The following is a 26,868-nucleotide window of genomic DNA, read 5'->3' on the forward strand; positions in this document are numbered from 1 at the left end:
GGCTCTGTGCACAGTGGGGATGAATGACAACTGTGTAATTGCTGGGTTCATCGCCACTTCATCGTCATGATGAGGCCGACGACCATGAAGCCGAATCCGATGAGGAAGTTGTAGGCGCCGAGATCGTTCATCCACTGCAGTTGATCGGCTGCCAGGTAGTACACGATGAGCCAGATCAGGCCCAGGAGCATGAAGCCCAACATCACGGAGACGTACAACGGGCTCGACGGGCCGGCCTTCACCTTGCCCTGGGCGCGGATTGCAGGGCTGATCGTGTAATCGGCCTTCTTACGGACCTTCGACTTGGGCATGACGTCCTCGCTCGTGCGGCTGTACAAGAGTGTGTGCAGGTACATTCGAAACACCTGCGTCCTAGTACACGCTAACAGCGCAGGACACCGGTAGTGCAGAGGTGCATGGGAGGCAGGAAGCGAGTGTCTGGGAAGCGACCGAGCAGGCCGACGTTCTGGCGCATTCTCGTGCTCGTGGTCTGTCTGGTTGCCGGTCTGCTGATCTCCACCACCCGCGAGGTCTCGCACGGCCTGGAGTTGCGTGCCGGCGACTCCACGCGCTTGTCCGACCTGGTGCGCAATGCGCAGAAGAAGGTCGACGAGGTCGCCGCCACCCGTGACGATCTCTCGGCTCAGGTCGAGACCGTGCAGAAACAAGCGGCCGCATCCGACTCGGGAGTCGCGCAGGCGTTGGAACAGACGGACGCGCTCGCCGACGACGCCGGGCTCACACCCGTGACCGGACCGGGGGTCACCGTCACGCTCACCGACGCACCGCGCGGCGTGGACGGGAAGTACCCGGTCGACGCCACCCCGGACGACCTGGTGGTCCACCAGCAGGACGTGCAGAGCGTCCTCAACGCTCTGTGGGCAGGCGGCGCCGAGGCGATGAGCATGCAGGATCAGCGCATCGTCAACACGTCGGCGCCGCGGTGCATCGGAAACACCCTGCTCCTGCACGGTCGCACCTACAGTCCGCCGTACGTGGTGTCGGCGATCGGCGATCCTGCGCGGCTCGAGGCCACGTTGGCGAACGAGCCGGGAATTCGGGTCTTCAAGCAGTACGCGACTCGCTTCGGCCTCGGGTATTCGCAGGCCACATCGCCGGACGTGAGCATCCCCGGGTACACGGGCGGCTGAGCGGACGGCATACCCTCGAACCATGAGGATTCTGGTCGTCGACAATTACGACAGCTTCGTGTTCAACCTGGTCCAGTACTTGGGTCAGCTCGGAACCGAGGCCGTGGTGTGGCGTAACGACGATCCTGGAGTCTCCGGACCCGAGGCCATCGCAGCGGCGGCAGCCGAGTTCGACGGCATCCTCCTGAGCCCCGGCCCGGGTACTCCGCAACGCGCGGGTGCCACGATGGATCTGGTGACGGCATGTGCAAAGGCCCGCACGCCGTTGCTGGGTGTGTGCCTGGGGCACCAGGCGATCGGGGCCGCCTTCGGAGCGACCGTCGACCGGGCTCCCGAACTGCTGCACGGAAAGACGAGCATCGTCCACCACAGCGGCGAAGGCGTGCTGGCCGGTCTGCCCGATCCGTTCACCGCCACCCGTTACCACTCGCTGACCGTGCTGCCGGAGACGATCCCCGACGAACTCGAGGTCACCGGCGGCACGGACACCGGAATCGTGATGGCGATGCGTCACCGCGAACTGCCCATCCACGGCGTCCAGTTCCACCCCGAGTCCGTGCTGACGCAGGGCGGCCACCGGATGCTCGCGAACTGGCTGGGCGTGTGCGGACAGGCGCCCGCCGAGGGCCTCGTTGCCACCCTGGAAGCAGAAATGGCCCAGGCTCTGGGAGCCTGAGCCACTTCGGCTACCGGATCAGCGTGGGATTCCCAAGGTTCCTATGTTGACCGAAATGGTCGCGTTCTTCTCGATCTCGGAGCCGGGCGGCTGCTGCTGACTGATGATCTTGCCGACCATCTCGGGATCCAAGGTGGACGTCTTGTTCTGGGTGATCGACGAGGACGACCCCGACCAACCGACCGCCCGCAGCGCGGACAGTGCCTGCGAGACCGTCTGGTTCGTCAGATCGGGCATCGAAACGTTGTTGCCGTTGGACACCCGGATCACGACGGTGTCGCCCTTGGCTGCCGTGGAGCCACCTGCGGGACTGGTCGACACGACCTCGCCCGCAGCCTGACCGGAGTCGATCTGCTGCTCGTCGACCTTGAATCCGGCGCCCTCGATGTTCGCCTTGGCGACCTGCGCGGTCTGCCCGGTGACGTCCGGGACACGAATCTGCTCGGGGCCGGTGCCCAGGGTGACCGTCACCGCGGCATCGACCGCGATGCTCGTACCCGAGGACGGTTCCTGGGCGACGACCCTGTCGACCTCGGCCACGGTCGAGGGTGCTCGTGCCACCTCGTTGTCGAGGCGCAGTCCGACCGATGCGAGTTCTTGCTGCGCTTCCTGGCGGCTCAGGCCCGCCAACCGGGGAATCTTCACTTCCTCGGGGCCGGTGGACACTTCGAGGGTCACGGTGCTCTGACCGCTCACCTGTGAACCGGCGACCGGCCTGGTCGTGATCACGTTCCCGACCCCGACGACGGGATCGGGTTTGTCCTGCCGCGAGACGCGTAGCCCGGCATTCTGCAGCGTCGTGATCGCCTCTTCGGCGCTCTGCCCCGTGACATCCGGAATCGCGACGTTCTCCTTGGAACCGCCCGTCAACGACCACAGGAACGCGCCGACGATGCCCACCGCAACGATGGACGCGATGGCGATCAGCGCGATCTTGAGGGGTTTACGGTTCCCCGAGTCGTCGTCGGTGGGAGCAGGCGAAGCGGCCGGTGATGCCTTGCGCGGAGCGCTGTGTCCGGACTCGACCGCACCGAGGAACGTGGTCCGGTCCTCGTCGTTCATCACCATCGGCGCGCTCGGGCGCTGACCACCGAGCACTCGCACCAGGTCGCTGCGCATGTCCGCGGCGCTCTGGTAGCGGTTGGCCGGGTTCTTGCTCATCGCCTTGAGGATGACCGAGTCGAGCTCGCGCGGAATTTCCGGATTGAGTTCGGACGGGGTCTGAGGATCTTCCCGAACATGCTGGTACGCAACAGCAACCGGTGAGTCGCCCTTGAACGGCGGCTCCCCGGTGAGAACCTCGAACAGCACGCAGCCGAGCGAGTACACGTCCGAGCGGGCATCGACCTGCTCGCCGCGCGCCTGCTCCGGCGACAGGTACTGGGCCGTGCCGATCACGGCCGCGGTCTGTGTCATCGGGCTGGAGGCATCCGAGATCGCACGGGCGATACCGAAGTCCATCACCTTGACCGCACCGGCCCGGTTGATCATCACGTTCGCCGGCTTCACGTCACGGTGGACGATGCCGTTGCGGTGGCTGAAGTCCAACGCCGCGCACACGTCGGAAATGACTTCCATGGCCTCACGCGGCGCCAACGGACCCTTGCTGCGAACGATGTCGCGAAGGGTGTCGCCGTCGACGTACTCCATGACGATGTAGGGCAGCGGGCCCGCATCCGTCTCGGCCTCACCGGTGTCGTAGACCGCCACGATCGCAGGATGGTTCAGCGCAGCCGCGTTCTGCGCTTCCCGGCGGAAACGCAGATAGAACGTGGGATCGCGCGCGAGGTCTGCTCGCAGCACCTTGATCGCGACGTCGCGGCTGAGCCGGACGTCGCGGGCCAGGTGGACCTCGGACATGCCGCCGAAGCCGAGAATCTCACCCAGCTCGTAGCGTGAGGAGAGGTTGCGCGGTGTCGTCATGGCTGTCCTTGCTGAGTCGTCGTTTCCACTTCGGTGGTCGTCTCTTCGGTGGTCGTCGGCTCAGTGGTGGTCGTGGTCGGTTCGGTCGTGGTGGTGGGTTCGGTCGTCGTGGTCGTCGGTTCTTCGGTCGTAGTGGTCGGCTCGGTGGTCGTCGGCTCGGTGGTCGTCGGTTCCTGAGTCGTCTCACGAGTGGTGGTGACCGGTGGCTGCGTGGTCGTGATGGTGCGCAGCGACGTACTGAGCGGCGGTGGGGCCGTGGGTTTGTCGTCGCCGCCGGTGTTGAAGAAGATCATCACCAACGCGATCAGCGCGGCCAGGGCGAGCAGGCCACCCGCACCCCAGGCCATCGCTTTCTGCCCGCTGGTCAGACCCTTCTTCTCGTCCTCTGGCTCCGGATCCAACGGCGCCGCACCGGCCGCACCGGCGTAACCGGTGGTCGGACCCGAATAGGAGGTCTGGGACGTCGGCATCCTCTGAGTTGCTCCGGCACCCATCGGGGGAAGAACCCGCGCCGTGGCAGGTCCACTTCCGGTTCCGGTTCCGGGTGGAGGTGGGCGACGGCCTGCGCGCACTGCGGAGACCGCATCGGCGAACTCGTGGCCGTTGGAGTAGCGGGTGACCGGGTCCTTGGACATCGTGATGTCGATGAGTTCGCGGATGTTGACCGGGAGGTCGGCCGGCATCGGGGCAGGCGTCTCACGCACGTGCTTCATCGCGACGGTCAGTGCGCCCTCGCCGACGAACGGCCGCCGTCCCGACAGTGCCTCGTAGCCCACGACACCGAGCGAATACACGTCGCTTGCAGCGGTGGCGTCCTCGCCCAGAGCCTGCTCCGGCGCGATGTACTGGGCGGTGCCCATCACCATTCCGGTGCGCGTGACGGGCGAGTTCTCCACCGCCTTCGCGATGCCGAAGTCGGTGATCTTCACCTGTCCAGTGGGGGTGATCAGAATGTTGCCGGGTTTGACGTCCCGGTGCACGACACCCGCGTCGTGCGCTTCCTGCAGGGCCCGTCCGGTCTGCTCGAGCATGTCGAGGGCGTGCGGAACCGCGAGCCGTCCGACGCGGGACAGTACGGCGTTGAGAGGCTCGCCGTTGACGAGCTCCATGATCAGGTAGGCCAGCGAATCGCCGGTGTTGTCCTGGATCTCGCCGTAGTCGTAGATGCCTGCGATGCCCGGGTGGTTGAGCTGGGCGGTGGTGCGGGCCTCGAAACGGAATCGCTCGAGGAATTCGGGATCGGACGAGAACTCCGACTTGAGAACCTTCACGGCGACGCGCCGGTTGAGACGACTGTCCGTCGCCTCCCAGACCTGACCCATTCCGCCCGTGGCGATGAGCCGGTTCAGACGGTAACGATGTGCGATGAGTGCGCCGTTGTTCAGTGCCACAGTCAGCCCCCTTGTAATCCGGCTGCGATGACAGCGCGTCCGATCGGTGCCGCCACGGAGCCGCCGGTTGCGGCCAATGCTCGGTCTCCGCCGTCCTCGACGATGACGGCGATCGCGACTGTCGGCTTCTGGGCGGGTGCAAAGCCGATATACCAAGCGTGTGGCGGCGTGTTGCGTGGATCGGTTCCGTGCTCGGCCGTGCCGGTCTTGGATGCGATCTGGACGCCGGGGATCTTGCCCTCGCCGCTCGTGTTGTTCTCCGATCCGATCATCAGATCGGTCAGGGTGGCCGCCACCTCGGGCGACATGGCCTGCCCGGCCGAGATCGGGTCGGTCGTATCGAGATTGGACAGGTCCGGGCCCTGGAGTTGCGACACCAGCTGCGGTTCCATCCGGACGCCACCGTTTGCGACAGTTGCCGCGATGATGGCGTTCTGCAGCGGGGTGAGCGCGACGTCGCGCTGGCCGATGCTGGTCTGGCCGAGGGCTGCGTCGTCGGGGATCGACCCGATGGTGCTGTCCGCGACCGGGAACGGGACGCCGGGGTTGTCGGCTCCGATGCCGAATGCGTTGGATTGGTTCTGCAGCGCGTCGCCGCCCACCTTGATGCCCATTTCGACGAACGCGGTGTTGCAGGAGCGTGCGAACGCTTCACGCAACGACGCGGTGGGGGCGTCGCCGCAGGTGCTGCCGTTGTAGTTCTCGAGGGTGGTCGAGGTGTCGGGCAGGGTGATCTGCGGGGCAGCGGTGAACTGATCGTCCGGTGTCACTCCCGCTTCCAGTGCGGCTGCGGTGTCGACCACCTTGAATGTCGAACCGGGCGGGTAGGTCTGGGACACGGCGCGGTTGATGAGCGGTTTGGACGGATCCTCGTTGAGTGCCTCCCACGCCTGTGTGGACACCGCGCCGTCGTGACCTGCCAGGGCGTTCGGATCGAAGCTAGGCGTGGAGACCATCGTGAGGATGTTGCCGGTGGACGGCTCGATGGCGACGACGGAACCGGTGTAGCCCTTCGAGGTGAGTTCGTCGTACGCGACCTGCTGCATCATCGGGTTGATGGTGGTGACGACGTTGCCGCCGCGCGGATCACGTCCGGACACGAGGTCGAAGAAGCGGCGGCCGAACAGACGGTTGTCGGAGCCGTTGAGGACGGTGTCCTCGGAACGCTCCAGGCCGGTGCTGCCGTACTGCATCGAGTAGAAACCGGTGACCGGCGAGTACGCCAGCGGGCTCGACGGTGCGGCCGGGCCGGCCGGGTACGAGCGCAGGTACTTGTAGCGGTCGTCGGTGGGCACGGATGCGGCGAGGACCTGGCCGCCGGCGGAGATCTGTCCGCGCTGACGGGAGTATTCGTCGAGGAGAACCCGGGAGTTGCGCGGGTCTGCGCGCAGGTCGTCGGCTTTGATGACCTGCACGTAGGTGGCGTTGGCGAGGAGGGCGACCACCATCACCATGACGGCGATGGCTACGCGGCGCAGTGGTGTGTTCATAAGCGCGGCAACATCTCGGTGGTCACGTCGGCGATCGGTGCGGGGCCTTTCTTCTTCGGCTGTGCCGGCCGCCTTCCGGAATCGGAGATCTTGATCAGGATCGCCAGCAGGAGGTAGTTGGCCACCAGGGAAGAACCGCCGTATGACATGAACGGGGTGGTGAGTCCGGTGAGCGGGATCAGCTTGGTGACGCCGCCGACCACGACGAACACCTGCACGGCGATGGTGAACGACAGGCCCGCAGCAAGGAGTTTGCCGAAGCTGTCACGCACGGCGAGGGCGGTGCGCAGTCCACGGATCACCAGGATCAGGAACAGCAGCAGGACTGCGGAGAGCCCGATGAGACCGAGTTCCTCGCCGATGGTGGCGACGATGAAGTCGGTTTTGGCGAAGGGGACCTGAGCGGGTCGACCGCTGCCGACACCGGTGCCTGCGATACCGCCGGTGGCGAGACCGAACAGGGACTGCGAGATCTGGTACCCGGTGTTGTTGTAGTCGCCCAGCGGATCGAGCCAGGTGCTCACGCGCACACGAACGTGGCCGAACAGGTTGTAGGCGAACACGAAACCGAGGGCCAGCAGCCCTGTGCCGATGAGGACCCAGCCGACGCGTTCGGTGGCGATGTAGAGCATCACCAGCACCGTCGTGAAGAGCAGCAGCGAGGTGCCCAGGTCCTTCTCGAAGACCAGGACGCCGACCGAGACCATCCAGGCCACGATGATGGGACCAAGGTCTCGGGCGCGGGGCAGGTCCATGCCGAAGAAGTGCTTGCCTGCGGTGGTGAACAGGTCGCGCTTCGCGACCAGCACGGACGCGAAGAAGATGATGAGCAGGATCTTCGCGAACTCACCGGGCTGAATGCTGAAGCCGGGGAGCCGAATCCAGATCTTGGCGCCGTTCACCTCGGAGAACGATGACGGCAGGATCGCCGGGATGACCAGCAGAATCAGGCCGGCCAAGCCCAGCGTGTAGCTGAAACGTGCGAGGAGGCGGTAGTCGCGCAGGAAGATCAGGACGGTGACGAAGCCTGCGATGGCGAGGGTCGTCCACATCACCTGCTGGTTGGCGTCCGGGGACGGTGTGGGCAACCCGAAGTAGACGGCGGACTGTTCGTCCGCCAGATCGAGCCGGTGGATCAGCACGAGACCGAGGCCGTTGAGCAGCGCCACGATGGGCAGCAGCAGCGGGTCGGCCCACGCCGCGAACCTGCGGACGGCGAGGTGCGCCACCAGGAAGAGGGCGGCGTAGGTCAGTGCGTACTTGCCGAGATCCCAGGTGACGCTCTGTTCCTGGCTGGCCTCGACGAGGATCAGCGACACCGTCGTGATGACGATGGCGCAGACGATGAGGAAGAGTTCGACATTCCGGCGGTTCGACTGAACGGGCGCCGGCGCGAAACCTCCTGGTGGGCTGGGGAAGGAGGCCCCGGGCGAAGCTGTGGACACCGACATCAGCCAGCCGTCCTACAGTTCTGACCAGGGATCTGTTTGGGCGTCGTCGGCGCAGTCCGTTCGGGGTTCTCGGCAGCCGGGGCCGGATTTTCGGTAGCCGGTGCAGGGGCCTCGGGTGCAGGAGGTGCGCCGGGTGCCGGTGCGGGAGCAGGTGCCGGGCCGGGCGTCGGTTCCGGTGTGCTGGGGGTCTTGCTCTCGTCCTCGCACACGGGCAGCAGATCGTTCTCGACGAGTCGGGTCATCTGGCCGCGGACGTCGTCGAGTTTGCCCGAGGGAAGACCCGCACGAACCTGTTCGCGTGCGGTGGGCTGGATGTCGTCGACCTCGAGCACGTTGCAATCGGGTTGGACGTCGGCGGGTGCGACCAGGTCGAGGGCGCCCGAGTCGGACACGCAACCGACGAGGTTCGCTTCCTGCAAGGAGTAGCCCAGGACGGAGCCGGGAATACCGCGCAGCACGGTGACGCGGTCACCGTCGGCAGCGACGTAGTAGTTGTTGCGCACCAGGTTGCGGCCGACGAAGGCGGCGATCGCGAGGACGACGATCAGGCCGAGCGCGATGAAGAAGAACATCTTCTTGCTGCGCTTCTTCTTGGGCTCTTCCGGTGCCGGAGCGACCACTCGCTTCGGGGTGGCGCGGGGCGGACGCATTGCTGCAGCGCGCCCGGCTGCCGTGTTGGGTGGGGGCGCGTCCTCTTCGTCCTCGGACCCGGCTGCACCCGCCACGATGGGGTGGCTCTGCCCGTAGTCGAGGTCGATGACGTCGGCGACGACGACGGTGATGTTGTCCGGGCCGCCGCTGCGGAGGGCGAGTTCGATGAGGCGCTCGGCGCACTCCTCTTCGGAGCCTTCGCGCATCGTGTTCTCGATGGTTTCGTCGCTGACCACATCGGACAGTCCGTCCGAGCACAGTAGGTAGCGGTCGCCGGCCCTGGCCTCGCGGACGGTGAGCGTGGGCTCGATCTCGCTGCCGGTGAGAGCCCGCATGATGAGCGATCGCTGTGGGTGGGTGTGTGCCTGTTCGGCGGTGATTCGGCCTTCGTCGACGAGGGATTGGACGAACGTGTCGTCCCGGGTGATCTGGGCCAGTGCGTCCTCGCGCAGGAGGTAGGCGCGGGAGTCACCGATGTGGACGAGGCCGAGTTTGGTGCCGGAGAAGAGGATCGCGGTGAGGGTGGTGCCCATACCGTCGAGTTCGGGGTCTTCCTCGACGTGCTCGGCGATGGTGTCGTTGCCCTCGCGGGTGGCGGCTTCGAGTTTGCCGAGCAGGTCTTCGCCCGGCTCGTCGTCGTCCAGGTGGGCGAGGGCAGCGATCATGAGCTGTGAGGCGACCTCACCGGCAGCGTGGCCGCCCATGCCGTCTGCCAGAGCCAGCAAGCGAGCACCCGCATACACGGAGTCTTCGTTGTTGGTGCGGACCAGGCCGCGGTCACTGCGGGCGGCGTAGCGGAGAACGAGGGTCACGGGCGCAACTCGATTACCGTCTTGCCGACTCGTACCGGGGTACCCAGCGGCACACGAACAGAGGTGGTGACCTTGGCCCGGTCCAGATAGGTGCCGTTGGTGGAGCCGAGGTCTTCGACGTACCAGTCGGCGCCGCGGGGCGACAGACGGGCGTGCCGGGTGGAGGCGTAGTCGTCGGTGAGGACGAGGGTGGAATCGTCGGCGCGGCCGATCAGCACAGGCTGGGTGCCCAGGGTGATGCGGGTGCCGGCAAGCCCGCCCTGCGTGACCACCAGATATTTGGCGGACTTCGTCTTGCTCATGGACGGCAGCACGGCGCCTCCGCGGGAGTACCGCGATGCGGGAACGCGAACGCCCGATCCGGCGTAGATGTCGTTGCGGAGGGTGCGCAGGACCGCCCACACGAAAAGCCACAACAGAAGCAGAAACCCTGCCCTGGTGAGTTGCAGAATCAAGCCTTGCATCGAGCAGTCCACCTCCTTCTGTTATCTCGCCGAACCGGCTTTCTCGCCGAATCATAGGGGGGCACGCAGTCTCGCCGATCAGGATACGGACATGCTCCGACGAAACGGATCCGACACCGCGTCACGTCCGACATCACATCGAACTGCGATGTCGGACGTTACGGAATGTCGGGTGAGTCTCAGAGGATGCGGACGAGGATTTCCGAATGACCTGCGCGGATGATGTCGCCGTCGGCGAGCTGCCAATCTTGAACGGGAGCGCCGTTCACCGTTGTGCCGTTGGTGGAGCCCAGGTCGGAAAGCATGGCGACCTGGCCGTCCCAGCGGATGTCGATGTGGCGACGTGACACACCGGTGTCGGGCAGGCGGAACTGTGCCTCCTGGCCGCGGCCGATGATGTTGTTGCCCTCGCGGAGCTGGAAGTGGCGGCCACTGCCGTCCTCGAGCTGCAGCGTCGCGGTGAAGACGTGCGGCTCCTGCGAGTAGCCGCCGGGCTGGTATCCGCCCTGCTGGTAGCCGGGGTCGTATGCCTGCTGGTCGTAGCCACCCTGCTGGTAACCGGGCTGTGCATAACCGCCCTGCTGGTAGCCGGGATCGTATGCCTGCTGGTCGTAGGCGGGCTGATCGTAAGCAGGCTGCTGGTAGCCCGGGTCGGCGTAGGAGCCGTCCGGGTAGCGGGCCGGTGCAGCCTGGTCGTAGGCGGCGGGGTAGTCCTGCTGCTGGTAGCCCGCATCTCGGAAGTTCGGATCCCGGTAATTGGGGTCGTAGTCGTACTCGTCCGCGCGGCCGACCTGCTGGTCGAAAGCCGGTGCTGCCGGAGCCGAGTAGCCCGGGTTCTGCGGCGGGTAGGCGGGCTGCTCGTACCCGGCACCCCGGTCGTAGCCGTTCTGGTAAGCGGGCCCGTCCTGGGCGTACCGCTGATCTTGACCCACATGGGCGTGCCCGTTGCGCGCGTACTCGGGTTCGGGCCGACGGCCTGCCGCCGGGTCGCGGCTGGGGTCGTAGCCTGGGTTCTGCGTCATGGGGCCAGCTCCTGGATTCGACGTGGCGTGTGCAATCGGTGGGCGTCCGGCATCCGGATCTACCGAACCTCGGGTTCGGAACTGCCCCGTGTGTAGTGCTTCCGACGGCTCGAACGCGATCTGGACAGGACCATATGTCTGCCAGCCCTGATCGCGAATGAAGTCTTCAAGGTGACGGGAGAAGGCGCGGACAGTCAAGTCCCTGTCGCTCGCCAACGCGTCGTGGTCGGAATTGTTGACGGTGATGACATAACTGTTGGGGGCGAGACGATGCCCACCTTCCAACTGCTGCACACGATCGGTGGCCTCCTGCTGAAGTGCAGACTCCACCTCCTGAGGCATCACACTGCCGCCGAACACCCGGGCGAACCCGTCACCGACGGCCCCCTGAAGCTTGCGCTCGAAGCGTTGAACTATGCCCATCGGAACCTCCTCTCGGTGCCGCCGTGGCGGCTGTCGCTAGCAGTGCGTGTCGTGACACCAGGGTGTCAGCCTCCCACGGTACTGTCATCGCGCCGCCAAGCGGCGCATGTCCACCCTTCTGCATGATATCCGTCTTCTACGAGACGAGCCGATCTGCGAGGGTGATTTCGCGTCTGAACTGCACGAATCGTAATAATTCGATGCCGCGTGTTAATGTTTTCGGGTTGCTCGGGCGAGTGGCGGAATGGCAGACGCGCTGGCTTCAGGTGCCAGTGTCCTTCGGGACGTGGGGGTTCAAGTCCCCCTTCGCCCACCACGTGCAGTTCCACGAACTGCGACCAACGAGGTCACGAACTCGAAAGAGTGCGTGACCTCGTTTTTGTTGTTGTGCTGTGGCTAGGTGCGACGTTCTAATGGATAGATTCCGAACGTGGCCTCTTGCACGCGTCCGGGCGCGGGCGACATTTTCGGCCCCGTGTCGGTGGTATTAGATAGCGTGATCCGCGTCCGGGCCGCCGAAGACAGTGCTCTGACGAACTAGACCCCAGGCTTTCCATACAGGACAGCGGCGATCGAATAGGAACAGTTGATGCCCCTTCCCGTCATTGAGTTCAGCTACCTCGGCACCGTGCACTCCCCGTTCAGTGGTCAGAAGGCCGAGACAGAGAGCGGCCCGAACGAAGGTGACTCGACCTTACTGTTCACTTATTACGGCGCTGCCTCCGACTGGGCCTATATCAGTCCTCTGGTAGCGGAACAGTTGTCCGAGGATCCGGAGGACGTCGAGCCGAAAGACCTCGCCGAGCGCCTCCAGATCAAAGGTGCGTTGGTCATGGTCGTCGATACCGACTGGAACGGCATCAACTACTACGGATTTGCACCTAATGACAGCGAAGAGTGAACCTCCATTTCAGCGCACGGGCGCCACATGCCAAGGTCCGCGAATTACAGCACGCGGCGCGGACACTGAAGGAGTTGCTCGATGGCGTCCGATGACCGACTCCTCATAAACAGCGGATACCCGCCGGAGTGCCCGACCATCCGCCGCAACGGCCAGGCGGTCGGGTTCTGCTCAGCGCCCAACGGCTGCTTCGTCCGCGCATGGTGGGCACACAATGGCAACCCGATCGGCTCCTATCCGACTGTCGAATTGGCCGTCGAAGCCGCGCTCGCCGCACTCTGGCGCGAAGATCTCACCCGCGATGACGGCGATCCCGACGAGATTGCTCGGGAAGCCGCCCGCATCAAGGAAGTACTGAGAGAAGTCGACTGGTAGAGGCTCGGCTGGTAGCCACGTTGATTCACTGTGGAAAGCCAGAAACACGATGCCTCCGTCGGCGGTCCGACCCCAATGCATCACGGCCTGTCGGTGATGCCGAAGCCGTCTGCTGCTCCTGGGTGGCCTTGATTTCAGGCGGGCTCCATTTGGCCATGAGGTCATAGTTTGCTTAGCCGACACCGGATGGCAGGTCATGACAAGGCCACCGCATGCCGCCGCCTGCGTGACCGCGGGGAGTTCGTGCATACGGGTGGCGGAGAGATGAACGAGAAAAGCCTCGGCGGTCTCAAGAATTGGTGGAAGAAGCTCCGCGACGAGCAATCCCACGATGCAACCCCAAGTGAGCGACTGCTGCAGACCGACAACGGGAAGCCATCGCCCTGCGCGTGCTGTCCGGGATGACCGTTCGCGAAACCGCCGGCGCCTTGGGAGTATCCGAGAGATCGGTGAGAGTCGCAGGGCACCGCGCACTTCAGAATCTACGCCGGAGAATCTTACCGTGACTGGGGACAGCGTGGCCGACCTTGCGCATGTCGCACCGATTTTCGAGGAGTAGAAGATGGCACACGCACGCAAGACGATCATCGTCGCAGCGACTGCGGTGGCTGTGGGTGTCGCACCCGCGGCGACCGCAGACGCCTCGCCGCCACCGGTCCCGCCGTTACCGGTCCCGCCGCACCCCGCTGCCACCACCGCGCCGAGCTTCGGTCTTCCCGCGATCGGCGACCTCGAGATCGGACCCGGCGGAGTTCCCGGCGGATCGTTCCAGCCGATCACGGTCGCGGCAAACCTTGCGCCCAGCACCCGGCAGTACCCGCCGGTCCCAGCGGCGGTGACCTTCTCGGTTCACGATCCAGCCTCGAATGTCGCAGCACCGCAGTACCATCAGTACGCCTATCGGCACCTTCTGGTGTCGTGGCGCAACCTTGCGACTGGCGCGAGCGGCGAGGTGGCGCTCCGTCATTGGGATCGGCCCGATTACGAGTTCGACTCTCCGAACGAGAACTTGCCGACCTCAGCCACGGCGGCCACCGGATCGGGTCCGGTCGTGGCCACGGTCACCGAGATGCGCACCCAGTATCAGGCACCGCCGGCCGCGATCAATGCAATACCCGGTGTCATGGCGATCGCGGTTCCGTAGTCAGTACCCACGGATTCATTGCGTACCTAGACGTAGATGATCGTGATAGGAGGTTGTTTCGATGGCAAGGCACGACTACGTTCTTGTCCCCGGTGCATGGATGGCTGCGTGGGTGTGGCAGCCGATCACCGATCGGTTGACCGAATTGGGGCATGTGGTTCATGCCGTGACCCTTACCGGCCTGGACGGTGGATCCTCTTCGGGCGGCGTGGGCCTTGTTACTCACGTCGACGATGTCCTGCAGCTGCTACACAGCCGGAACATCAACGACGCGATCGTCGTCGGACATAGCTACGCAGGCATGGTGGCAGGAATGGTTGCCGATCGTGCCCCCGAACGTGTCGCCCACACGGTCTTCGTGGACTCGAACGTCCCACGCGATGGCCGGTCCATGCTCGATGCCTTCGGCGCCGAATGGCGACGCGCGATAGACGAAGACATCACAGCTCACGATGGATTCTGGTCTGTTCCGGATATGGACGTCCTGACTGAGAACGGTATGTCCGTCGAGCAGGCTCAGCAGGTCCTCGAGCGGTGTGTTCCCCATCCGGGTGCCACCATTGTTGACAAGGCGAGGATGCGTGTCCCGGTCGCACGCCAGCGGGCCACCTATATCAACTGCACCGTTCCGGATGCCGACTTCCGCTCCGGTGATATCGCCGCGCTGACCGAATCGCCTACCTGGGATCTCGTCGAGGTGCCCACCGGGCACTGGCCGATGGTGACCGCTCCGCAGGAGCTGAGCCGAGTTCTCGCGTCGATATCCTGAGTACGGTCTGGACGAAATGAGGCGAGTTCGCCGCCCACGTGACTCAGGCGGCGACGATCGGCGCCACGCTCACCGATCATCCGAATGTGTTGGTCGATACCGCCAACAGTCTGCAAGGACTCGAACTCCGGTCGAGGCTGCCGACAGTAAGGGGGGATTGTGGATGGCCCCGCACAGCAACGGGCGAATGAACTGGAAAGTCTCTGGCAGGGTCAAGAATTCGCTACGGGAGCGATTGATCTTGGGGCAGATTGGGATTCGCGACCGTGGTGGTCATCATCATGATTCTCGAGTCGGCCGGGCTCGGCGGGAAGTGACTACCCGTCTTTCCCTGATATGTGTACGGCCACTCCGTCGAGGATGAACTTCAGTCCCTTCTCGAAGTTCTCGTCCCAGTCGTCGTCAGCGCGATACCGATGACCGGCGAGACCGGGTACTCGTCCGCCTCGCTCGCTACTCAGCCCTGCCCGGGCCAAAGACGCTTGCAAGTACCCCAGTCACGCAAGGAATTCCGGGCCCAGTAGCGGTCGCCTATTCGCCGCCAGTGCTGCAGTCCACGGATGCCGAAGCAGGGTGGCACGCCAGCTGGTGAGCAGAGAGCTGATGTCACTTTGCCAGTCATCGGTATGTCCTTGGGGCGCGGATGTTTCGGCGAAGATCGCATCGACGGCCAGATCGACCACGTCATTCTTCGTGCCGATGTGCCAATACAAGGTTGTTGTCTGGTGTCGTGCTCTTCGGCGTCGGGGCATTTCGGGGCAGCCAGAACAGGCGCCTCGTTCTGACACCACATCGGTACCGTGCCACCTCACACCGGAACCAGCACGTTCATCTGTGCCACGGCACATGCCGGCCCGACTCGCAGTCAGTGCCCACTCTGCACGGGGAACACCAGATGAGTCACGCGATCACCTTGGATGCAGGTGGTCGGGTTGCCCAGCATTACGTCCTCGGTCGACAGTTCGCCGAAGAATGGACGATTCCCTTCTCCCATGACGACCGGAACGAGGTCGACCGCGACCTCGTCCAGCAGCCCGAGTTCCAGGCATTGCCGTGCGATCGTCCCGCCGGTGACCGAGACGACCTTGTCGCCCGCGAGGCGTTGGGCTCGCGCGATGGCCGTTTCTACGCCCTCGGTGACGAAAGTGAACGGGGCATCCGGGTATGCCTCGACCCAGTCCTTCGGGACCTGGTGGGTTACGACGAGGATCGGAACGTCCAGCGAGTGGCGACCGTGCCAGCCCTCCGTCACGTCGAACAGAGTGCGCCCACACACCAACGCACCCAGCGACGACACCCAGCGTCGCCAGTGATCCGCACTCGCCGGGGTGAGCTTCACAGTGAGGTCGCCGGCGGGAGACTGCAAGGCGATCTCACCGTTCTGCAGCCAGTCGAACAACCGGCCGATTGTGTTGTCCTGCTTGGCTACGTATCCGTCGAGTGACGTGATCGCCTGTGCCTGAACCTTCCCCACGGGGCCCTCTCTCCGCCGCGTTGCGGTCGATGGATTCGATCTGGACGACGATATCGCGGCGTGCATGCCGACGGTGCACATTCGCTACGACAACCTCGAGTCCGCCGTCTCCCGCGTGTGGTGGCGGGAGCGACCATCAGTGGCTAGCATTGATTTGCGCATGATAGTCAGTGAAAGGTTGGGTGGTTGCGGTGGGCGATGCTGCACACGCCGACGCGGAGGCCCGGTACCTCAGTGGGGACCTTGATTTCGAGGGCGCGTTGCGTGAAGTCAGCGGCTCCGATATCGACCGGAGTGAACTTGCTCAGATCCTGCACGGGTTCCGGAAGGCGCTACCGGCGGCGGGTCCTGCTTTGTCCGATCATGACGCGCGGCTGCTGACGAAGGCCGGGTTTGTCACCGATGCCGCGTCCGCGACCGCTGTGCGGGTGGATCGCGATATTCGGATGCGGGGCTTGGTTCGCAATTCGCTGTCGATCCCGGCGGCTGCGGAACGATTGGGTGTGACTGCTGCTCGTGTTCGCCAACGCCTCACGGACAGAACCTTGTGGGCGTTTCAGTCCGGACGCAATCGGTTGCTGCCGCCCGCTCAGTTCACCGACACCGGTGCGGTGCCCTATTTCGAGCAGGTCGCCCCGTTACTGGCGGAAGACCTGCACCCGCTGACCGTGCAGGCGCTGCTGACCCGCCCGCAGCCCACTCTTGCTGTCGACGGGGAACCGGTGTCGATCGTGCAGTGGCTGATCGGATGTGCTGGCACCGCGGCGGAGATCGAACAGGTCACCGATCTGGTCATCACGTCGGAATGGGAATCTGCGTAGATGCCGGTGATGCTGCCACCGCCGCCGACCATTCCTGCGCTCCGCGACGCCGGGATTCTTCGCGACGAAATCACCGAGTGGCAGCCCGCCGACGAGATCTGGCGTGTTCACCGCACTGCCGGTGATCATGTTCTGCCGTGGAATCAGATGCGCACCTTCGGGCCTGTTCTGCGGTTCGATCATCATCCACGTTCGCCGGAGGAGCACGACGAGTACGGCATCTGGTACGGGTCCTGCAGTCCACAGGGTGTTTGGCCGAAGCGTTTCGAAGCGCACGTGTCATCGACCGTCACCGGGGTGCCCCGTATCTGACCGCCTTGACCGTGCTGCGCCCATTGCGGCTATTCGATGTGTCGGGAATCGGCGGCGGGGCGTGGGCCACACGTGTCGGCGGGAACCACGCGCTCGATACCGCTGCACACGCTCGTACCCAGCATTGGGCGCGCACCATTCACCGTGCCCACGAGAACCTCGACGGCATCATCTATCGGGGTCGGTTCGCGGGGAGTACCTGCGTGGCGCTCAACGAGCGTGCTGGTGACGCCTTCCCCGAACGCCCGACATTGTCCCTTCCGCTGGCGCACCAGGAGTTGGAGGGGTCGATCGATACGGCCGCATTCCGGCTCGGGTACACCATCACCTGATCGCTCCCCAGACGGCCCTGCGACGTCGGCGTACGTGGCTTTCGGTTTCGTCGCGGAGGCCAATCTCGCCACCGGTCGAGAAGCATGCCGGGGATGCCCCTCGCTGATTTGGGTCCGACAGCTCCGGACGAATGGACAGGAAATCGCGACGGATGGGCATGGTTTGGCTGCAGGTTCTCGATCAGAGTGGAAGACGGACGATTCCACCGATCGGCGCGGTTCGGTTGTTCGCGTACCCGCAGCGATGCCATCGGCATCTGACCAAGGAGGCTTACTGATGGGCAACGTCCGGCACTCAGCCCTCCACGGCTTGCATTCCTCGGCAGAGCTGCCCGACGGCAAAGGGGCTCGTCACAGATCGCTCGACCTCGTCCTCGGGGCAGCTCTCATCACCATGAGTTTGGTTGCTGGCCTGAACTTCACCTTCATGGCTGCGGTCATGCCCAACCTCGCAGGCGTTGACAACCGCACCTTTGTGGGCATCATGCAAAGGTTCAACGAAAACCCGGTGTTCCCCGTGAGTTTCACGCTGGCGCTGTTGCTCACCATCCTCTCGGTCGTGCTGCAGGCGAGCTTTGCTCGAGGACCCGCCTTACGCTGGCTGATCATTGCATTAGCACTCTATTCAATCGTCCTCGCAATCACCGGAGCGCTCCATCTGCCGCTCAACGAACTCATCAGCCGCGCCGGCGACCCCGACCAGATCACCGATCTCGCTCATCTCCGCGCCCAGGTCGAATCCCCGTGGGTGATCGGGAACATCGTTCGAACCGGCTTCTCCGTCGCTGCCCTCGCTGCCCTCATTCGCACCACCTACTTGAACGGCCGGACATACCGAGCCTGACAAGTGCTGGACGCTCGCACACAATTCCTCACCAGAAGGACACTCAGTGAACTTCCGCCGCGGAAGTCACTGAGGAAGGCTCCGTTGACGGTTCGTATTGAGGGTTCGATCAGGTCGGTGCATAGTGGTGTCGTGAAGTACGTGTTCCTGATCTGCGATGACGAGACGGACCCGCCGTCGATGGAGGAGATTGCGGCTGATCCCGCGCACCAGGCGTATGACGCGGAACTGAAGCGGCAGGGAGGAAATCTCGGTGGCGCGCGGCTGCGGCCGGTTGCAGATGCGACGACGGTTCGGGTCCGTGGCGGAGAGACGCTGGTGTCCGACGGGCCGTTCGCGGAAACGAAGGACTTCGTCGGCGGCATCGACATCGTCGAGTGTGCCGACCTGGACGAGGCGATCACGCTCGCGGCGCTGCATCCCTACGCGGGCCGGGGTTGCATCGAAGTTCGTCCCGTGTGGGAATGACGGCGCCGGAGTCGATTCGGACCGCCGTCGCTGCGGCCTATGAGCAGGAGTGGAGCCAGGTGGTGGCCACGCTGATCGGGCTCACCGGCGACTGGGACCTCGCGGAAGACTGCGCGCAGGATGCCTTCGCGGCCGCACTGACTACGTGGGCGCGTGATGGCATTCCGGACCGTCCGGGCGCGTGGCTGACGACGACAGCACGCCATCGGGCGACGGATCGGCTGCGGCGGGACACGGTGGGGGCCGCGAAGTTGCGGCAACTTGCGCTGACGACACAGGATCCGAGTGAGATAGCGGCGGAGGAGATTCCGGACGAGCGGCTGCGACTGATCTTCACGTGTTGCCATCCAGCGTTGCCGTTTCCTGCCCGCGTCGCTCTGACCTTGCGCACTTTGGCAGGCCTGAGCACTGCTGAGATCGCCAAGATGTTCCTGTCCACCGAACCCGCGATGGCCCAGCGCCTGGTACGCGCCAAACGCAAGATTCAGAACGCCGGCATCCCGTATCGGGTTCCACCGGCGGAGCTGCTGCCGCAGCGGCTGTCTGCTGTGCTTGCTGTGCTGTATCTGATCTTCAACCAGGGCTACGACGAAGAAGACGTCGGCAGGGCACTGGCGTCGGAGGGGATCCGCCTCGCCCGGATGCTCGCTCGCCTGATGGCGGAGGAGCCCGAGGCGCGCGGCTTGTTGTCGCTGATGTTGCTGCTGGAGGCGCGCCGAGCGAGCCGTTTCAACGACGGCATGCTGGTCACGCTGGAGAACCAGGACCGGTCCCAGTGGGATCGCTCGATGATCGACGAGGGCCTCATGACCCTCGATGAAGCATTGGATATGCGACGTCCTGGCCCGTATCAGTTGCAGGCCGCCATCGCGGCCTGTCACGTGACATCGTCCTCTTCCGCGGATACCGACTGGCCGCAGATCGCCGCCCTGTACAGCGAGCTCGCCCGGGTGGCCCCCTCACCTGTCGTGGACCTCAACCGCGCCGTGGCGATCGCGATGACCGACGGCATCTCGGCCGGACTCGCGCTCGTGGACGAGTTGGCCGCGTCCGGCAAGCTCGCTGACTACCATCTGCTCCCCGCCACACGGGCAGACCTTCTTCGCCGCGAGGGCCGGCTCACCGAGGCTGCACCGTATTACGAGGAGGCGCTGGCGATCGCGCCGACCGAGGCCGAACGTCGCTACCTGAAGGCCCGCCTGTCCGAGATCTGACCGGGACACAGGCGAGAGCAGCAGCGACCCGAGTTCATTCTCCGAATTTCTGCCGGATCGATGTCGATCCGGAGTGGTCTGCTTCGTCGGTGGAGTAAACCCACCAAGCAGAGAGGCTGGAGAGATGTCGAACACCGAGTATCTGACCGCCACCATGACCGTCGACCGGACGCCTGAGGAGGTTTTCGAGGCCGTCACCAACGTCCGCGGTTGGTGGAGCGAGAACATCATCGGTGACACCCTCGCCTCTGGCGACGAGTTCGTGTTCACCGACGACAGCACATATCCCGGAGAAACGGCCCTCGCCAACACGGGCATCCGTTTTGCGCGGTTCCAGCTCACCGAGGTCGTGCCCGGCCGCCGCGTGGTCTGGCACGTCGTGGACGCCTATCTCGCCTTCATCGACGACCACGACGAGTGGACCGACACGAACGCCGTCTTCGATATCGACGCCGACGTGCACGGCACGACACTTCGGTTCACGCACGAAGGTCTCACCCTTGCCGAATCGGCCTGCTTCGAATCGTGCTCGCGGGGCTGGACGTTCTACATCACCCAAAGCCTGCCGCAACTGATAACCACCGGCGCTGGCCAACCCATCACCAGATACGGCCACTGACACGACGTGCCGCCATTGTGTGACAGGAACTGATCGGTTCCGCGTCGGTCAGTTGCCCTGTATGCGACGACGGGTTGCCTGAGTCAGGCCGTTGAAGACGAGATCGTAGGAGTGGTCGATCATCTCGCGAATCTCAGCATCGTCGATGGAGCCGTCGAGGTGCACGGTGTTCCAGTGGCGTTTGTTGAGGTGATAACCCGGCTGCACAGCCGAGTATCGACCTCGCAACTGCAGTGCCAGCGCGGGATCGCATTTCAGACTCACGCTGCCGGGAGTACCGGCGAGTGGGATGAGGGCGAACATCCGGCCCCCGAGCTTGAACACAGCGACCTCGTCGCCGAACGGGTAGTCCTCGACCGCCCCGGGCAGACTCACGCACAGGTCCAGGACGTCATCGCGCGTCACGAGTGTCTTCCCGCTTCATTCGCGTCATGTTCCGCGGCTCGCGTATGCCGCCGTTGTGTTATCAGGTGATCGATCCCGGCGCGGCCGGACCCGGTGGCAGCGAGGGTGAGTGAGAGGAGTCCGAGTGCGATCACCAGTTCCGGGCCGTTGTGATCCATGGCGTAGAGATCGTTCGAGTGCACGAACAACCACGCCCCTGCCATGTTCGCCGCCATCAGGACCCCGACTGGACGCACCGCGAGTCCGAGGATCATCGCGGCGCCGCCGATGAACTCGAACAACACGTTCGCCGGTCCGGTGATCGATGCGAGTGGAACCGAGGATTGTTCGAACAACGTTCCGGCTTCGGTGATGCTGCCGCCGGCGAAGTCGTACTCGAGCTTCGCGTGCGCGATCATCAAGACTCCGAGACCGATGCGCGCGATCAGCAGTATCGCGTCGCGGGCGACCTGCGCAGCGGCGCCGGCAGTGGGTGAGGGTGTGCGGGTGTTCCTCATCGCGGTTGTTTCCCTTCTTGTGAATCCAGCTGGTCACCAAAGGTTCGAGCGTGCCCTGTTCGTGCCAACGCGAGGACGAATGCGCCGGTGACTGTGCGCTGAGCGGGGTTGTCAGGTCCGTCCTCACGCCCAAGTAGCCAGCAAGGAGCTGATAGGTGCGGCGATCGAACAAGAACGGTTCGGCGCGCTGGTACGCCACGGCCACATACGCCATTGCCTCCTCATCGAACAGAGGCCGGGACCAGCCGCCTCGTTCCATGCCGGGATCGAGTGCCGCGTTCCGTCCGCCATCGGCCCCGGCAGACGCCATCGATCGACACCAGCGTGTTCGTGGTCAACTTCATGATGCTGGTGCACCTTTCTTCGTGATGCCCCTTGTAGGCAGTCTCCTATGGACTACGAACGCTGACAGCCCGTTTCGACACCGGGCGCGACAATTACTCACCTTCGCACCAACGTGTGGCACTGAGCGCCTCGACCAGTGACATGACGATCCGCAGTTGATCCAGGAGGGAAGGGTGCCCTGCAGCTGCCGAAGAGCGTACGCAGCTGAACGCCCGCGGGATCCGCATCGTCGACGGAGACGTGACACGGATGGTGGTGCAGGACGGCCAGATTATCTGGCGTCGAACTCGCGGACGGCCAGGTCGTACCGAGCGCGGCCGGTTTTACAGCTGGCCGTTGGTCGCGACGGTACGGCTCGCGAAACACAATCCAGTATCAGTGATACGTATGCACCATTGCACTGATAACAGATCCTTGTTATCGTTGCCTTCGTGGATACGAGATCAGTGATTCTGGACCGGGCGGTTGAGCTGCTCGCCGCGTCGGAGTCGGGGGACGTCTCGACGCGCGCGGTGTGTGAGGCGGCCGGGGTGGGACAGCCCGTGTTGTATCGGCTGTTCGGCGACAAAGACGGGCTGCTGGCCGCGGTCGCAGACCGTGTGTGGGGGGAGTACCTGGACTCCAAACGTTCCGCTGTGCCGTCAGATGATCCGTTGATGGACTTGCGCGACGGGTGGGATAACCACACGATGTTTGCGCTTTCTCACCCGCACGCGTATCGGCTGGTGTTCGCGAGTTCGTCATCGTCGCGCCCCGCTGCTGCGAACGAGGCGATGGGGTTGCTGCAATCCATCCTGGGCCGCCTGGCGGCCCAGGGCAGGTTGCGTATGGACCCGGCCGACGCAGCGCGTGTCGTGATGGCGGCGAACAGCGGGATCGCGCTTGCCCTGATCCTGCGCCCGGAGCAGTACCCCGATATTTCGCTGTCGGTGTCCGTGCGGGAGGCCACGGTTCGCGCGATCCTCGCCGACACAGCTGTCACCGAACCTGATCCGGCCCAGGCACAACGCACCGCCGCCACGACGCTGATCGCCGGATTGCAGGACTCGACCGTGTTCACACCCGGGGAGTCCGTGCTGCTCAGTGAGTGGCTCTACCGCATCCAGGACACCTGAACCTCGCATCCACTCTTCTGTCGTACGCGCACGCATCCGCGTGGTCGCGTCATTCATCGACCCAGAAAACAAGGAGACAATCATGACTAACCGGAACAACACTCGCGTCGCCCTCGTGACCGGCGGTTCGGGCGGTATCGGGGAGGCCGTTGTCCAGAAGCTGGCGTCGGAAGGCTACGCCGTCGCGGTGCACTATGCGGGCAACCAGGCCAAGGCAGACACACTGGTCGAGGAGATCACCGCAGCCGACGGCACCGCGATCGCCGTGGGCGCCGACGTCGCCGACGAGACCGCGATGCAGGCACTGTTCGACCAGGTCGAAGACACCCTCGGCGGGATCGACGTCGTCGTCAACACCGCAGGGATCATGCCTCTGGGTCCGATTGCGGACTACGACCTGGAGACCTTCGATCGGGTGATCCGCACGAACGTGCGCGGCACCTTCGTCGTCTCCCAACAGGCCGCACGCCGCGTGCGCTCCGGCGGGGCGATCATCAACTTCTCCACAAGCGTCACCCGAACCCAGTTCCCCAGCTACGGCCCGTATGTCGCCAGCAAGGCCGCAGTCGAGGGGCTGACGCTCATCCTCGCCCGCGAGCTGCATGGCAAGGACATCACGGTCAACGCCGTGGCCCCCGGTCCGACGGCCACACCGCTGTTTCTGGACGGCAAGGACGCGCAGACGATCGAGAAGCTGTCCAAGGCTGCCCCGCTGGAGCGTCTGGGACAGCCCGGGGACATCGCCGAGACCGTCGCCTTCCTCGCCGGACCCGGACGCTGGGTCAACGGGCAGACCCTTTTCACCAATGGTGGACTCGCCTGAGCAATGCCAACTCGACCACGAAGGTAGGTATTCGTGAGCACATCGCAGACCGTCGTCATCACCGGAGCCTCCAGCGGCTTCGGCAACCTCACCGGCCGGGCGTTGGCCCAGGCGGGGCACACCGTCTACGCGGGCATGCGGCAAACCACCAGCCGCAACGCGTCCCGCGCCCATCCTGGACGCCTTGTCGTTGGCCTTCGCGATCACGTAGTCGAGGTCCGCGAACGTCGCGACAGCACCCACGGGACCGAAGTCTCCTCACCCGACCACCCGCATATCCCCGCGTGTGACCAGCACGTGGACGCGCAGTGAACCTGAAGAGCCCTTTCAGGAGGTCCCGCTGCAGTTGTTGGCGACTCGTGTGTCTTGGGTTGCGCCGACACGACGGGTGTGCGTTCGAAATGCAGGAGCTTCTTCGGGTCGAGACGTCTTGGACCTGTTGAGAATGTCGTCGATGACGCCGCGGCGCGCTGCGCTGTCTGCCGCTCCCACTGCGTGCAATAGGAAGGGTTTCGGCGGACGGGTCATCGCTCCCTGTCTTGCCGTAGCGTCGAAGGCGACGTGGCGGAGTTCGATCATGTTCGACCCGCCCGGTTCACTGATGCGGGCTGCGGCAAAGACTTTGCTCACGAGAGCGACCGAAGCCTCGGACAGCGAAACCCCCGTGCCGTGTGCCGGCACTTCCTGGACCGTGACATGCTTGTGTACTTGCTGGAATGCGCGGACGGTGACGTGAATCTTGTGCGTTTCACCGAGAGTTTCGATGTCGCAAAGTTTTTCGTGGCGCTGACACCTGAGGTGTGGGCACACATCCCAGGAGTTCGGCCCGTGAATGCGTCGGCGTTCAGGGAGCAGTTGTTGACGAAGCTCGCCGGCGACGATCGCCCCGTGACGTGGTTGATCCTTCAGGGTGGCGTGACCGTAGGAACATCTTCGTACTTACCGGTCGAGGCGATTCCACTGCCGTCGAGATCGGCGCCACCCTCCTTGTCCCCGCTGTCTGGGGCACCGGACTCAATCGCCGCGTCAAATCGCTCATGATCGGCGCGGCATTCGATGCCGGCGCCGAGTGGATCCAATTTCGCACAGACGAGCGGAACCGCCGTTCCGCCAATGCGATCGAGAAGATCGGAGCCAAACCTGTAGGCACGCGATTGGAGGAGATCAATTCGTCCCGATGGTACGAGACGAACCAGTCTCCTCTATCGACTCGACAGATGAGCGAGACGAGGGTGCCGTACCTTCCGCCGCGGTTGGCAGTCCATCCACACGTGGTTCTGCGATCAGGGAACCTGGAGTACGAGCTTGCCTCGGGCACGTCGGGTGCGGCTGTGGATCAGTGCTTCGCCGGCAGCTTCGAGTGGGTACGTCTTCTCGACTGCCGGGCGGATGAGGCCTTCGGCAACCATGCTGGCAACCGAGTGAAGATGTCCGGCATTGGGTCGCACGAGTACGAGTTGCGCGCGGCGACCCCCGAGAATGGGATGCCTCAGTCTCGATACGGCGGTGTCGGCGACAGCTTGCACGGTCGGGTTCGTGGTCAGGTAGAGTCCGGAGCGGGTCAACGCCGGGGCGCAGGTGTGCAGACTGTCGCGGCCGATGGTGTCGAACACCAGGTCTTGGTCGCGCAGTTCCTCAGTGAATCGGTGATGGGTGTAGTCGACCACGCGGTCGGCGCCGAGCTCCCTCACCAGCTCGACGTTGGCGGAGCCGCACACCGCGGTGACGGATGCGCCTGCGTGGTGGGCGATCTGCACGGCGTAGTGCCCGACTCCGCCCGATGCGCCGACAACGACTACCGATGTGCCGGCGCGCATCTTCGCCAGTCCGTGTAGCGCTTGCCATGCGGTCAGGCCCGCCACCGGCAGTGCGGCAGCCTCGACATGACTGATTGATGTGGGTTTGTGGGCGACCACTCGGGAGTCGACGGCCATGTATTCGGCGTATCCGCCCATCCGCCCCAGGGTGGTCTGCATGGCGAATACTTCGTCACCGATCTCGAAATCGGTGACCGCCTTGCCTCGCGCAGCAACGATTCCGGAGACGTCACTACCGGGAACGAGTGGAAGCGGTCCGGACAATCGCCGGAATGCGTATGTGCCGTCGCGGAATTGCCAATCTCGGGGGTTGACTCCGGCCGCATGCACTTCAATGAGAATTTGATTGGACGACGGCTCAGGTTTTGGACGATTCCCGTAGTGAATAACCTCGGGGCCGCCGTGCTGCTCGAAATAGATCGCCTTCATTCTTCCCCCTAATAGTCTCATTTCGAGACTCCAAGGTAGCAGTGATGGTCTCGTTTTGAAACTACGGAGGGTATCGTCAGGTTGTGCGTTACGAAGAACTTGCGGATCTGCCGTGCTCGATCACGCGCCCTCTGGTGGTGTTCGGTGACCGGTGGACCTTGCTCATCCTCAAGTACGCGTTCGGCGGCGTTCGCCGGTTCAACGCGTTCCAAGATGCGTTGGCGATTTCGCGTAGCCGGTTGCAGGATCGGCTGGACCGGCTCGTCGAACACGACATCTTGACCAAACAGAGGTCTGACGGGAGTCGTCACGCCGAGTACCGACTTACCGCCAAAGGTCACGCCATCTACCCGATTCTCATCGCGATCAAGGACTGGGGCGATACGTATATGGCTCCGGACGGCCCGCCCGTGATCTATCAACATCAGGGATGTTCGGGCGAAGCCCACGTCCGGCTCGAGTGCGACACGTGCGGAAACGAAGTATCAGCCCGCGACGTCGCCCCGAAACCCGGACCGGGGCTTCATTGATGTCCGTTGGAGGTCGGCACAGCCACGTTGCACTTTCAGACGCGCTGTCAGACCTTCTTCGCTGATGATCGCCACTGTTGCAGCTAGTTGTATGAGGCCATGACGTTGGTGACACCGGTATGGAGTCGGGTCGCTGGCGGCCGGTTTCCGGCGGTGGTGTGGGGTCGATGGTAGTTGTAG

General features: G+C 64.3%; 29 protein-coding genes, 1 tRNA gene and 3 pseudogenes. 19 read left to right on the forward strand and 14 right to left on the reverse strand.

Going from position 1 to position 26,868, the window contains the following annotated elements:
• Window positions 1-47: 47 nt before the first annotated feature.
• Complete coding sequence (crgA, locus tag ACFWO3_RS18190; protein WP_378580351.1) at window positions 48-311, reverse strand: cell division protein CrgA; 264 nt, start codon at window positions 309-311, stop codon at window positions 48-50.
• A 105-nt stretch (window positions 312-416) separates the two neighbouring features.
• On the opposite strand from crgA, the gene ACFWO3_RS18195 reads away from it, so the two are divergent.
• Both ACFWO3_RS18195 and ACFWO3_RS18200 read left to right on the forward strand, forming a co-directional pair.
• Complete coding sequence (locus tag ACFWO3_RS18195; protein WP_378580290.1) at window positions 417-1,151, forward strand: DUF881 domain-containing protein; 735 nt, start codon at window positions 417-419, stop codon at window positions 1,149-1,151.
• A gap of 22 nt (window positions 1,152-1,173) precedes the next feature.
• Window positions 1,174-1,827 (forward strand): aminodeoxychorismate/anthranilate synthase component II, encoded by a 654-nt coding sequence (locus ACFWO3_RS18200; RefSeq protein WP_378580292.1) that lies wholly within the window; start codon window positions 1,174-1,176, stop codon window positions 1,825-1,827.
• 18 nt (window positions 1,828-1,845) lie between these two features.
• Here the strand turns inward: ACFWO3_RS18200 and pknB are convergent, their stop codons facing one another.
• From pknB to ACFWO3_RS18235, 7 genes are all read right to left on the reverse strand, one after another.
• Complete coding sequence (gene pknB, locus ACFWO3_RS18205; RefSeq protein WP_378580294.1) at window positions 1,846-3,750, reverse strand: Stk1 family PASTA domain-containing Ser/Thr kinase; 1,905 nt, start codon at window positions 3,748-3,750, stop codon at window positions 1,846-1,848.
• Complete coding sequence (locus ACFWO3_RS18210) at window positions 3,747-5,141, reverse strand: serine/threonine-protein kinase (protein ID WP_378580296.1); 1,395 nt, start codon at window positions 5,139-5,141, stop codon at window positions 3,747-3,749. Before ACFWO3_RS18210 ends, pknB begins: the two co-directional genes overlap by 4 nt.
• 2 nt (window positions 5,142-5,143) lie before the next feature.
• A complete protein-coding gene (locus ACFWO3_RS18215; protein WP_378580298.1) occupies window positions 5,144-6,631 on the reverse strand; it encodes a peptidoglycan D,D-transpeptidase FtsI family protein in 1,488 nt (495 codons plus the stop codon).
• The gene (locus ACFWO3_RS18220) at window positions 6,628-8,082 is read right to left on the reverse strand and encodes an FtsW/RodA/SpoVE family cell cycle protein (protein WP_378580299.1); all 1,455 of its coding nucleotides are present in this window, start codon (window positions 8,080-8,082) and stop codon (window positions 6,628-6,630) included. Before ACFWO3_RS18220 ends, ACFWO3_RS18215 begins: the two co-directional genes overlap by 4 nt.
• The gene (locus tag ACFWO3_RS18225; protein ID WP_378580301.1) at window positions 8,082-9,545 is read right to left on the reverse strand and encodes a protein phosphatase 2C domain-containing protein; all 1,464 of its coding nucleotides are present in this window, start codon (window positions 9,543-9,545) and stop codon (window positions 8,082-8,084) included. The genes ACFWO3_RS18220 and ACFWO3_RS18225 overlap by 1 nt, the downstream gene beginning before the upstream one ends.
• The gene (locus ACFWO3_RS18230; protein WP_378580303.1) at window positions 9,542-10,009 is read right to left on the reverse strand and encodes an FHA domain-containing protein; all 468 of its coding nucleotides are present in this window, start codon (window positions 10,007-10,009) and stop codon (window positions 9,542-9,544) included. Before ACFWO3_RS18230 ends, ACFWO3_RS18225 begins: the two co-directional genes overlap by 4 nt.
• 179 nt (window positions 10,010-10,188) lie before the next feature.
• A complete protein-coding gene (locus tag ACFWO3_RS18235) occupies window positions 10,189-11,454 on the reverse strand; it encodes an FhaA domain-containing protein (RefSeq protein ID WP_378580305.1) in 1,266 nt (421 codons plus the stop codon).
• Window positions 11,455-11,684: 230 nt separating this feature from the next.
• Between ACFWO3_RS18235 and ACFWO3_RS18240 the strand changes: the two genes are divergently transcribed.
• From ACFWO3_RS18240 to ACFWO3_RS18265, 6 genes and pseudogenes are all read left to right on the forward strand, one after another.
• A tRNA-Leu gene (locus ACFWO3_RS18240) sits at window positions 11,685-11,770 on the forward strand.
• Between the two features lie 273 nt (window positions 11,771-12,043).
• Window positions 12,044-12,355, forward strand: coding sequence for a hypothetical protein (locus ACFWO3_RS18245; RefSeq protein WP_378580307.1), 312 nt, complete (start codon window positions 12,044-12,046; stop codon window positions 12,353-12,355).
• Between the two features lie 81 nt (window positions 12,356-12,436).
• On the forward strand, window positions 12,437-12,730 hold the full coding sequence (locus ACFWO3_RS18250) for a hypothetical protein (protein ID WP_378580309.1): 294 nt from the start codon (window positions 12,437-12,439) through the stop codon (window positions 12,728-12,730).
• Window positions 12,731-13,098: 368 nt separating this feature from the next.
• A pseudogene (locus tag ACFWO3_RS18255) lies at window positions 13,099-13,236 on the forward strand (sigma factor-like helix-turn-helix DNA-binding protein); the annotation flags it as partial.
• Window positions 13,237-13,292: 56 nt separating this feature from the next.
• Window positions 13,293-13,874 (forward strand): hypothetical protein, encoded by a 582-nt coding sequence (locus ACFWO3_RS18260; RefSeq protein ID WP_378580311.1) that lies wholly within the window; start codon window positions 13,293-13,295, stop codon window positions 13,872-13,874.
• A gap of 61 nt (window positions 13,875-13,935) precedes the next feature.
• Window positions 13,936-14,643 carry an alpha/beta fold hydrolase gene (locus ACFWO3_RS18265; protein WP_378580313.1) on the forward strand — a complete coding sequence of 236 codons (708 nt, stop codon included), beginning with the start codon at window positions 13,936-13,938 and terminating at the stop codon, window positions 14,641-14,643.
• Between the two features lie 497 nt (window positions 14,644-15,140).
• Here ACFWO3_RS18265 and ACFWO3_RS18270 read toward each other — a convergent pair whose 3' ends face one another.
• Together ACFWO3_RS18270 and ACFWO3_RS18275 are read right to left on the reverse strand one after the other, a co-directional pair.
• Window positions 15,141-15,491: a TetR/AcrR family transcriptional regulator C-terminal domain-containing protein gene (locus ACFWO3_RS18270; RefSeq protein ID WP_378580315.1), complete on the reverse strand. Its 351-nt coding sequence runs from the start codon at window positions 15,489-15,491 to the stop codon at window positions 15,141-15,143.
• Window positions 15,492-15,508: 17 nt separating this feature from the next.
• Window positions 15,509-16,117 (reverse strand): dihydrofolate reductase family protein, encoded by a 609-nt coding sequence (locus tag ACFWO3_RS18275; RefSeq protein ID WP_378580317.1) that lies wholly within the window; start codon window positions 16,115-16,117, stop codon window positions 15,509-15,511.
• 191 nt (window positions 16,118-16,308) lie between these two features.
• Here ACFWO3_RS18275 and ACFWO3_RS18280 point away from each other — a divergent pair, with 191 nt between their 5' ends.
• The 6 genes and pseudogenes from ACFWO3_RS18280 to ACFWO3_RS18305 all read left to right on the forward strand — a co-directional run bounded on the left by ACFWO3_RS18280 (window position 16,309) and on the right by ACFWO3_RS18305 (window position 20,727).
• Window positions 16,309-16,938 (forward strand): hypothetical protein, encoded by a 630-nt coding sequence (locus ACFWO3_RS18280; protein WP_378580319.1) that lies wholly within the window; start codon window positions 16,309-16,311, stop codon window positions 16,936-16,938.
• A 9-nt stretch (window positions 16,939-16,947) separates the two neighbouring features.
• A pseudogene (locus tag ACFWO3_RS18285) lies at window positions 16,948-17,582 on the forward strand (RES family NAD+ phosphorylase).
• 277 nt (window positions 17,583-17,859) lie between these two features.
• Window positions 17,860-18,426 (forward strand): DUF1772 domain-containing protein, encoded by a 567-nt coding sequence (locus ACFWO3_RS18290; protein WP_378580321.1) that lies wholly within the window; start codon window positions 17,860-17,862, stop codon window positions 18,424-18,426.
• Window positions 18,427-18,558: 132 nt separating this feature from the next.
• On the forward strand, window positions 18,559-18,894 hold the full coding sequence (locus ACFWO3_RS18295; protein ID WP_378580323.1) for a YciI family protein: 336 nt from the start codon (window positions 18,559-18,561) through the stop codon (window positions 18,892-18,894).
• The gene (locus ACFWO3_RS18300; protein WP_378580325.1) at window positions 18,891-20,108 is read left to right on the forward strand and encodes an RNA polymerase sigma factor; all 1,218 of its coding nucleotides are present in this window, start codon (window positions 18,891-18,893) and stop codon (window positions 20,106-20,108) included. The genes ACFWO3_RS18295 and ACFWO3_RS18300 overlap by 4 nt, the downstream gene beginning before the upstream one ends.
• Window positions 20,109-20,232: 124 nt before the next feature.
• On the forward strand, window positions 20,233-20,727 hold the full coding sequence (locus ACFWO3_RS18305) for an SRPBCC domain-containing protein (RefSeq protein WP_378580327.1): 495 nt from the start codon (window positions 20,233-20,235) through the stop codon (window positions 20,725-20,727).
• Window positions 20,728-20,775: 48 nt separating this feature from the next.
• Here the strand turns inward: ACFWO3_RS18305 and ACFWO3_RS18310 are convergent, their stop codons facing one another.
• Window positions 20,776-21,132: an MmcQ/YjbR family DNA-binding protein gene (locus ACFWO3_RS18310; protein WP_378580329.1), complete on the reverse strand. Its 357-nt coding sequence runs from the start codon at window positions 21,130-21,132 to the stop codon at window positions 20,776-20,778.
• Window positions 21,129-21,629, reverse strand: coding sequence for a DoxX family protein (locus tag ACFWO3_RS18315; RefSeq protein WP_378580331.1), 501 nt, complete (start codon window positions 21,627-21,629; stop codon window positions 21,129-21,131). Before ACFWO3_RS18315 ends, ACFWO3_RS18310 begins: the two co-directional genes overlap by 4 nt.
• Before the next feature lie 776 nt (window positions 21,630-22,405).
• Between ACFWO3_RS18315 and ACFWO3_RS18320 the strand changes: the two genes are divergently transcribed.
• The 3 genes from ACFWO3_RS18320 to ACFWO3_RS18330 all read left to right on the forward strand — a co-directional run bounded on the left by ACFWO3_RS18320 (window position 22,406) and on the right by ACFWO3_RS18330 (window position 24,224).
• The gene (locus ACFWO3_RS18320; RefSeq protein WP_378580333.1) at window positions 22,406-23,089 is read left to right on the forward strand and encodes a TetR/AcrR family transcriptional regulator; all 684 of its coding nucleotides are present in this window, start codon (window positions 22,406-22,408) and stop codon (window positions 23,087-23,089) included.
• Between the two features lie 82 nt (window positions 23,090-23,171).
• On the forward strand, window positions 23,172-23,912 hold the full coding sequence (locus ACFWO3_RS18325) for an SDR family oxidoreductase (RefSeq protein WP_378580335.1): 741 nt from the start codon (window positions 23,172-23,174) through the stop codon (window positions 23,910-23,912).
• A gap of 33 nt (window positions 23,913-23,945) precedes the next feature.
• Window positions 23,946-24,224 carry a hypothetical protein gene (locus ACFWO3_RS18330; RefSeq protein ID WP_378580337.1) on the forward strand — a complete coding sequence of 93 codons (279 nt, stop codon included), beginning with the start codon at window positions 23,946-23,948 and terminating at the stop codon, window positions 24,222-24,224.
• 15 nt (window positions 24,225-24,239) lie between these two features.
• Here ACFWO3_RS18330 and ACFWO3_RS18335 read toward each other — a convergent pair whose 3' ends face one another.
• Window positions 24,240-24,593, reverse strand: a complete 354-nt coding sequence (locus ACFWO3_RS18335) for a hypothetical protein (protein ID WP_378580339.1) — start codon at window positions 24,591-24,593, stop codon at window positions 24,240-24,242.
• A gap of 212 nt (window positions 24,594-24,805) precedes the next feature.
• Between ACFWO3_RS18335 and ACFWO3_RS18340 the strand changes: the two are divergent.
• Window positions 24,806-25,039 (forward strand): annotated as a pseudogene (locus tag ACFWO3_RS18340) (GNAT family N-acetyltransferase); the annotation flags it as partial.
• A 156-nt stretch (window positions 25,040-25,195) separates the two neighbouring features.
• On the opposite strand, the gene ACFWO3_RS18345 reads toward ACFWO3_RS18340, so the two are convergent.
• Window positions 25,196-26,179, reverse strand: a complete 984-nt coding sequence (locus ACFWO3_RS18345) for an NADP-dependent oxidoreductase (RefSeq protein WP_378580341.1) — start codon at window positions 26,177-26,179, stop codon at window positions 25,196-25,198.
• 62 nt (window positions 26,180-26,241) lie between these two features.
• Here ACFWO3_RS18345 and ACFWO3_RS18350 point away from each other — a divergent pair, with 62 nt between their 5' ends.
• Complete coding sequence (locus tag ACFWO3_RS18350) at window positions 26,242-26,688, forward strand: winged helix-turn-helix transcriptional regulator (RefSeq protein WP_378580343.1); 447 nt, start codon at window positions 26,242-26,244, stop codon at window positions 26,686-26,688.
• Window positions 26,689-26,868 lie beyond the last annotated feature (180 nt).

The sequence above is a fragment of the Rhodococcus sp. NPDC058521 genome (assembly GCF_042719695.1).
Lineage (GTDB): Bacteria > Actinomycetota > Actinomycetes > Mycobacteriales > Mycobacteriaceae > Rhodococcus_F.

What these genes read in the sequence shown, in the direction of transcription:
- ACFWO3_RS18200 (WP_378580292.1), top strand. Translation starts at nt 1,174, where the DNA reads ATGAGGATTCTGGTCGTCGACAATTACGACAGCTTCGTGTTCAACCTG.
- ACFWO3_RS18195 (WP_378580290.1), top strand. Translation starts at nt 417, where the DNA reads ATGGGAGGCAGGAAGCGAGTGTCTGGGAAGCGACCGAGCAGGCCGACG.
- ACFWO3_RS18220 (WP_378580299.1), bottom strand. Translation starts at nt 8,082, where the DNA reads ATGTCGGTGTCCACAGCTTCGCCCGGGGCCTCCTTCCCCAGCCCACCA.
- ACFWO3_RS18325 (WP_378580335.1), top strand. Translation starts at nt 23,172, where the DNA reads ATGACTAACCGGAACAACACTCGCGTCGCCCTCGTGACCGGCGGTTCG.
- ACFWO3_RS18215 (WP_378580298.1), bottom strand. Translation starts at nt 6,631, where the DNA reads ATGAACACACCACTGCGCCGCGTAGCCATCGCCGTCATGGTGATGGTG.
- ACFWO3_RS18250 (WP_378580309.1), top strand. Translation starts at nt 12,437, where the DNA reads ATGGCGTCCGATGACCGACTCCTCATAAACAGCGGATACCCGCCGGAG.
- ACFWO3_RS18290 (WP_378580321.1), top strand. Translation starts at nt 17,860, where the DNA reads ATGGGCAACGTCCGGCACTCAGCCCTCCACGGCTTGCATTCCTCGGCA.
- ACFWO3_RS18305 (WP_378580327.1), top strand. Translation starts at nt 20,233, where the DNA reads ATGTCGAACACCGAGTATCTGACCGCCACCATGACCGTCGACCGGACG.
- ACFWO3_RS18245 (WP_378580307.1), top strand. Translation starts at nt 12,044, where the DNA reads ATGCCCCTTCCCGTCATTGAGTTCAGCTACCTCGGCACCGTGCACTCC.
- ACFWO3_RS18260 (WP_378580311.1), top strand. Translation starts at nt 13,293, where the DNA reads ATGGCACACGCACGCAAGACGATCATCGTCGCAGCGACTGCGGTGGCT.
- ACFWO3_RS18345 (WP_378580341.1), bottom strand. Translation starts at nt 26,179, where the DNA reads ATGAGACTATTAGGGGGAAGAATGAAGGCGATCTATTTCGAGCAGCAC.
- pknB (WP_378580294.1), bottom strand. Translation starts at nt 3,750, where the DNA reads ATGACGACACCGCGCAACCTCTCCTCACGCTACGAGCTGGGTGAGATT.
- ACFWO3_RS18300 (WP_378580325.1), top strand. Translation starts at nt 18,891, where the DNA reads ATGACGGCGCCGGAGTCGATTCGGACCGCCGTCGCTGCGGCCTATGAG.
- ACFWO3_RS18270 (WP_378580315.1), bottom strand. Translation starts at nt 15,491, where the DNA reads ATGTGCCGTGGCACAGATGAACGTGCTGGTTCCGGTGTGAGGTGGCAC.
- crgA (WP_378580351.1), bottom strand. Translation starts at nt 311, where the DNA reads ATGCCCAAGTCGAAGGTCCGTAAGAAGGCCGATTACACGATCAGCCCT.
- ACFWO3_RS18235 (WP_378580305.1), bottom strand. Translation starts at nt 11,454, where the DNA reads ATGGGCATAGTTCAACGCTTCGAGCGCAAGCTTCAGGGGGCCGTCGGT.
- ACFWO3_RS18315 (WP_378580331.1), bottom strand. Translation starts at nt 21,629, where the DNA reads ATGAGGAACACCCGCACACCCTCACCCACTGCCGGCGCCGCTGCGCAG.
- ACFWO3_RS18230 (WP_378580303.1), bottom strand. Translation starts at nt 10,009, where the DNA reads ATGCAAGGCTTGATTCTGCAACTCACCAGGGCAGGGTTTCTGCTTCTG.
- ACFWO3_RS18265 (WP_378580313.1), top strand. Translation starts at nt 13,936, where the DNA reads ATGGCAAGGCACGACTACGTTCTTGTCCCCGGTGCATGGATGGCTGCG.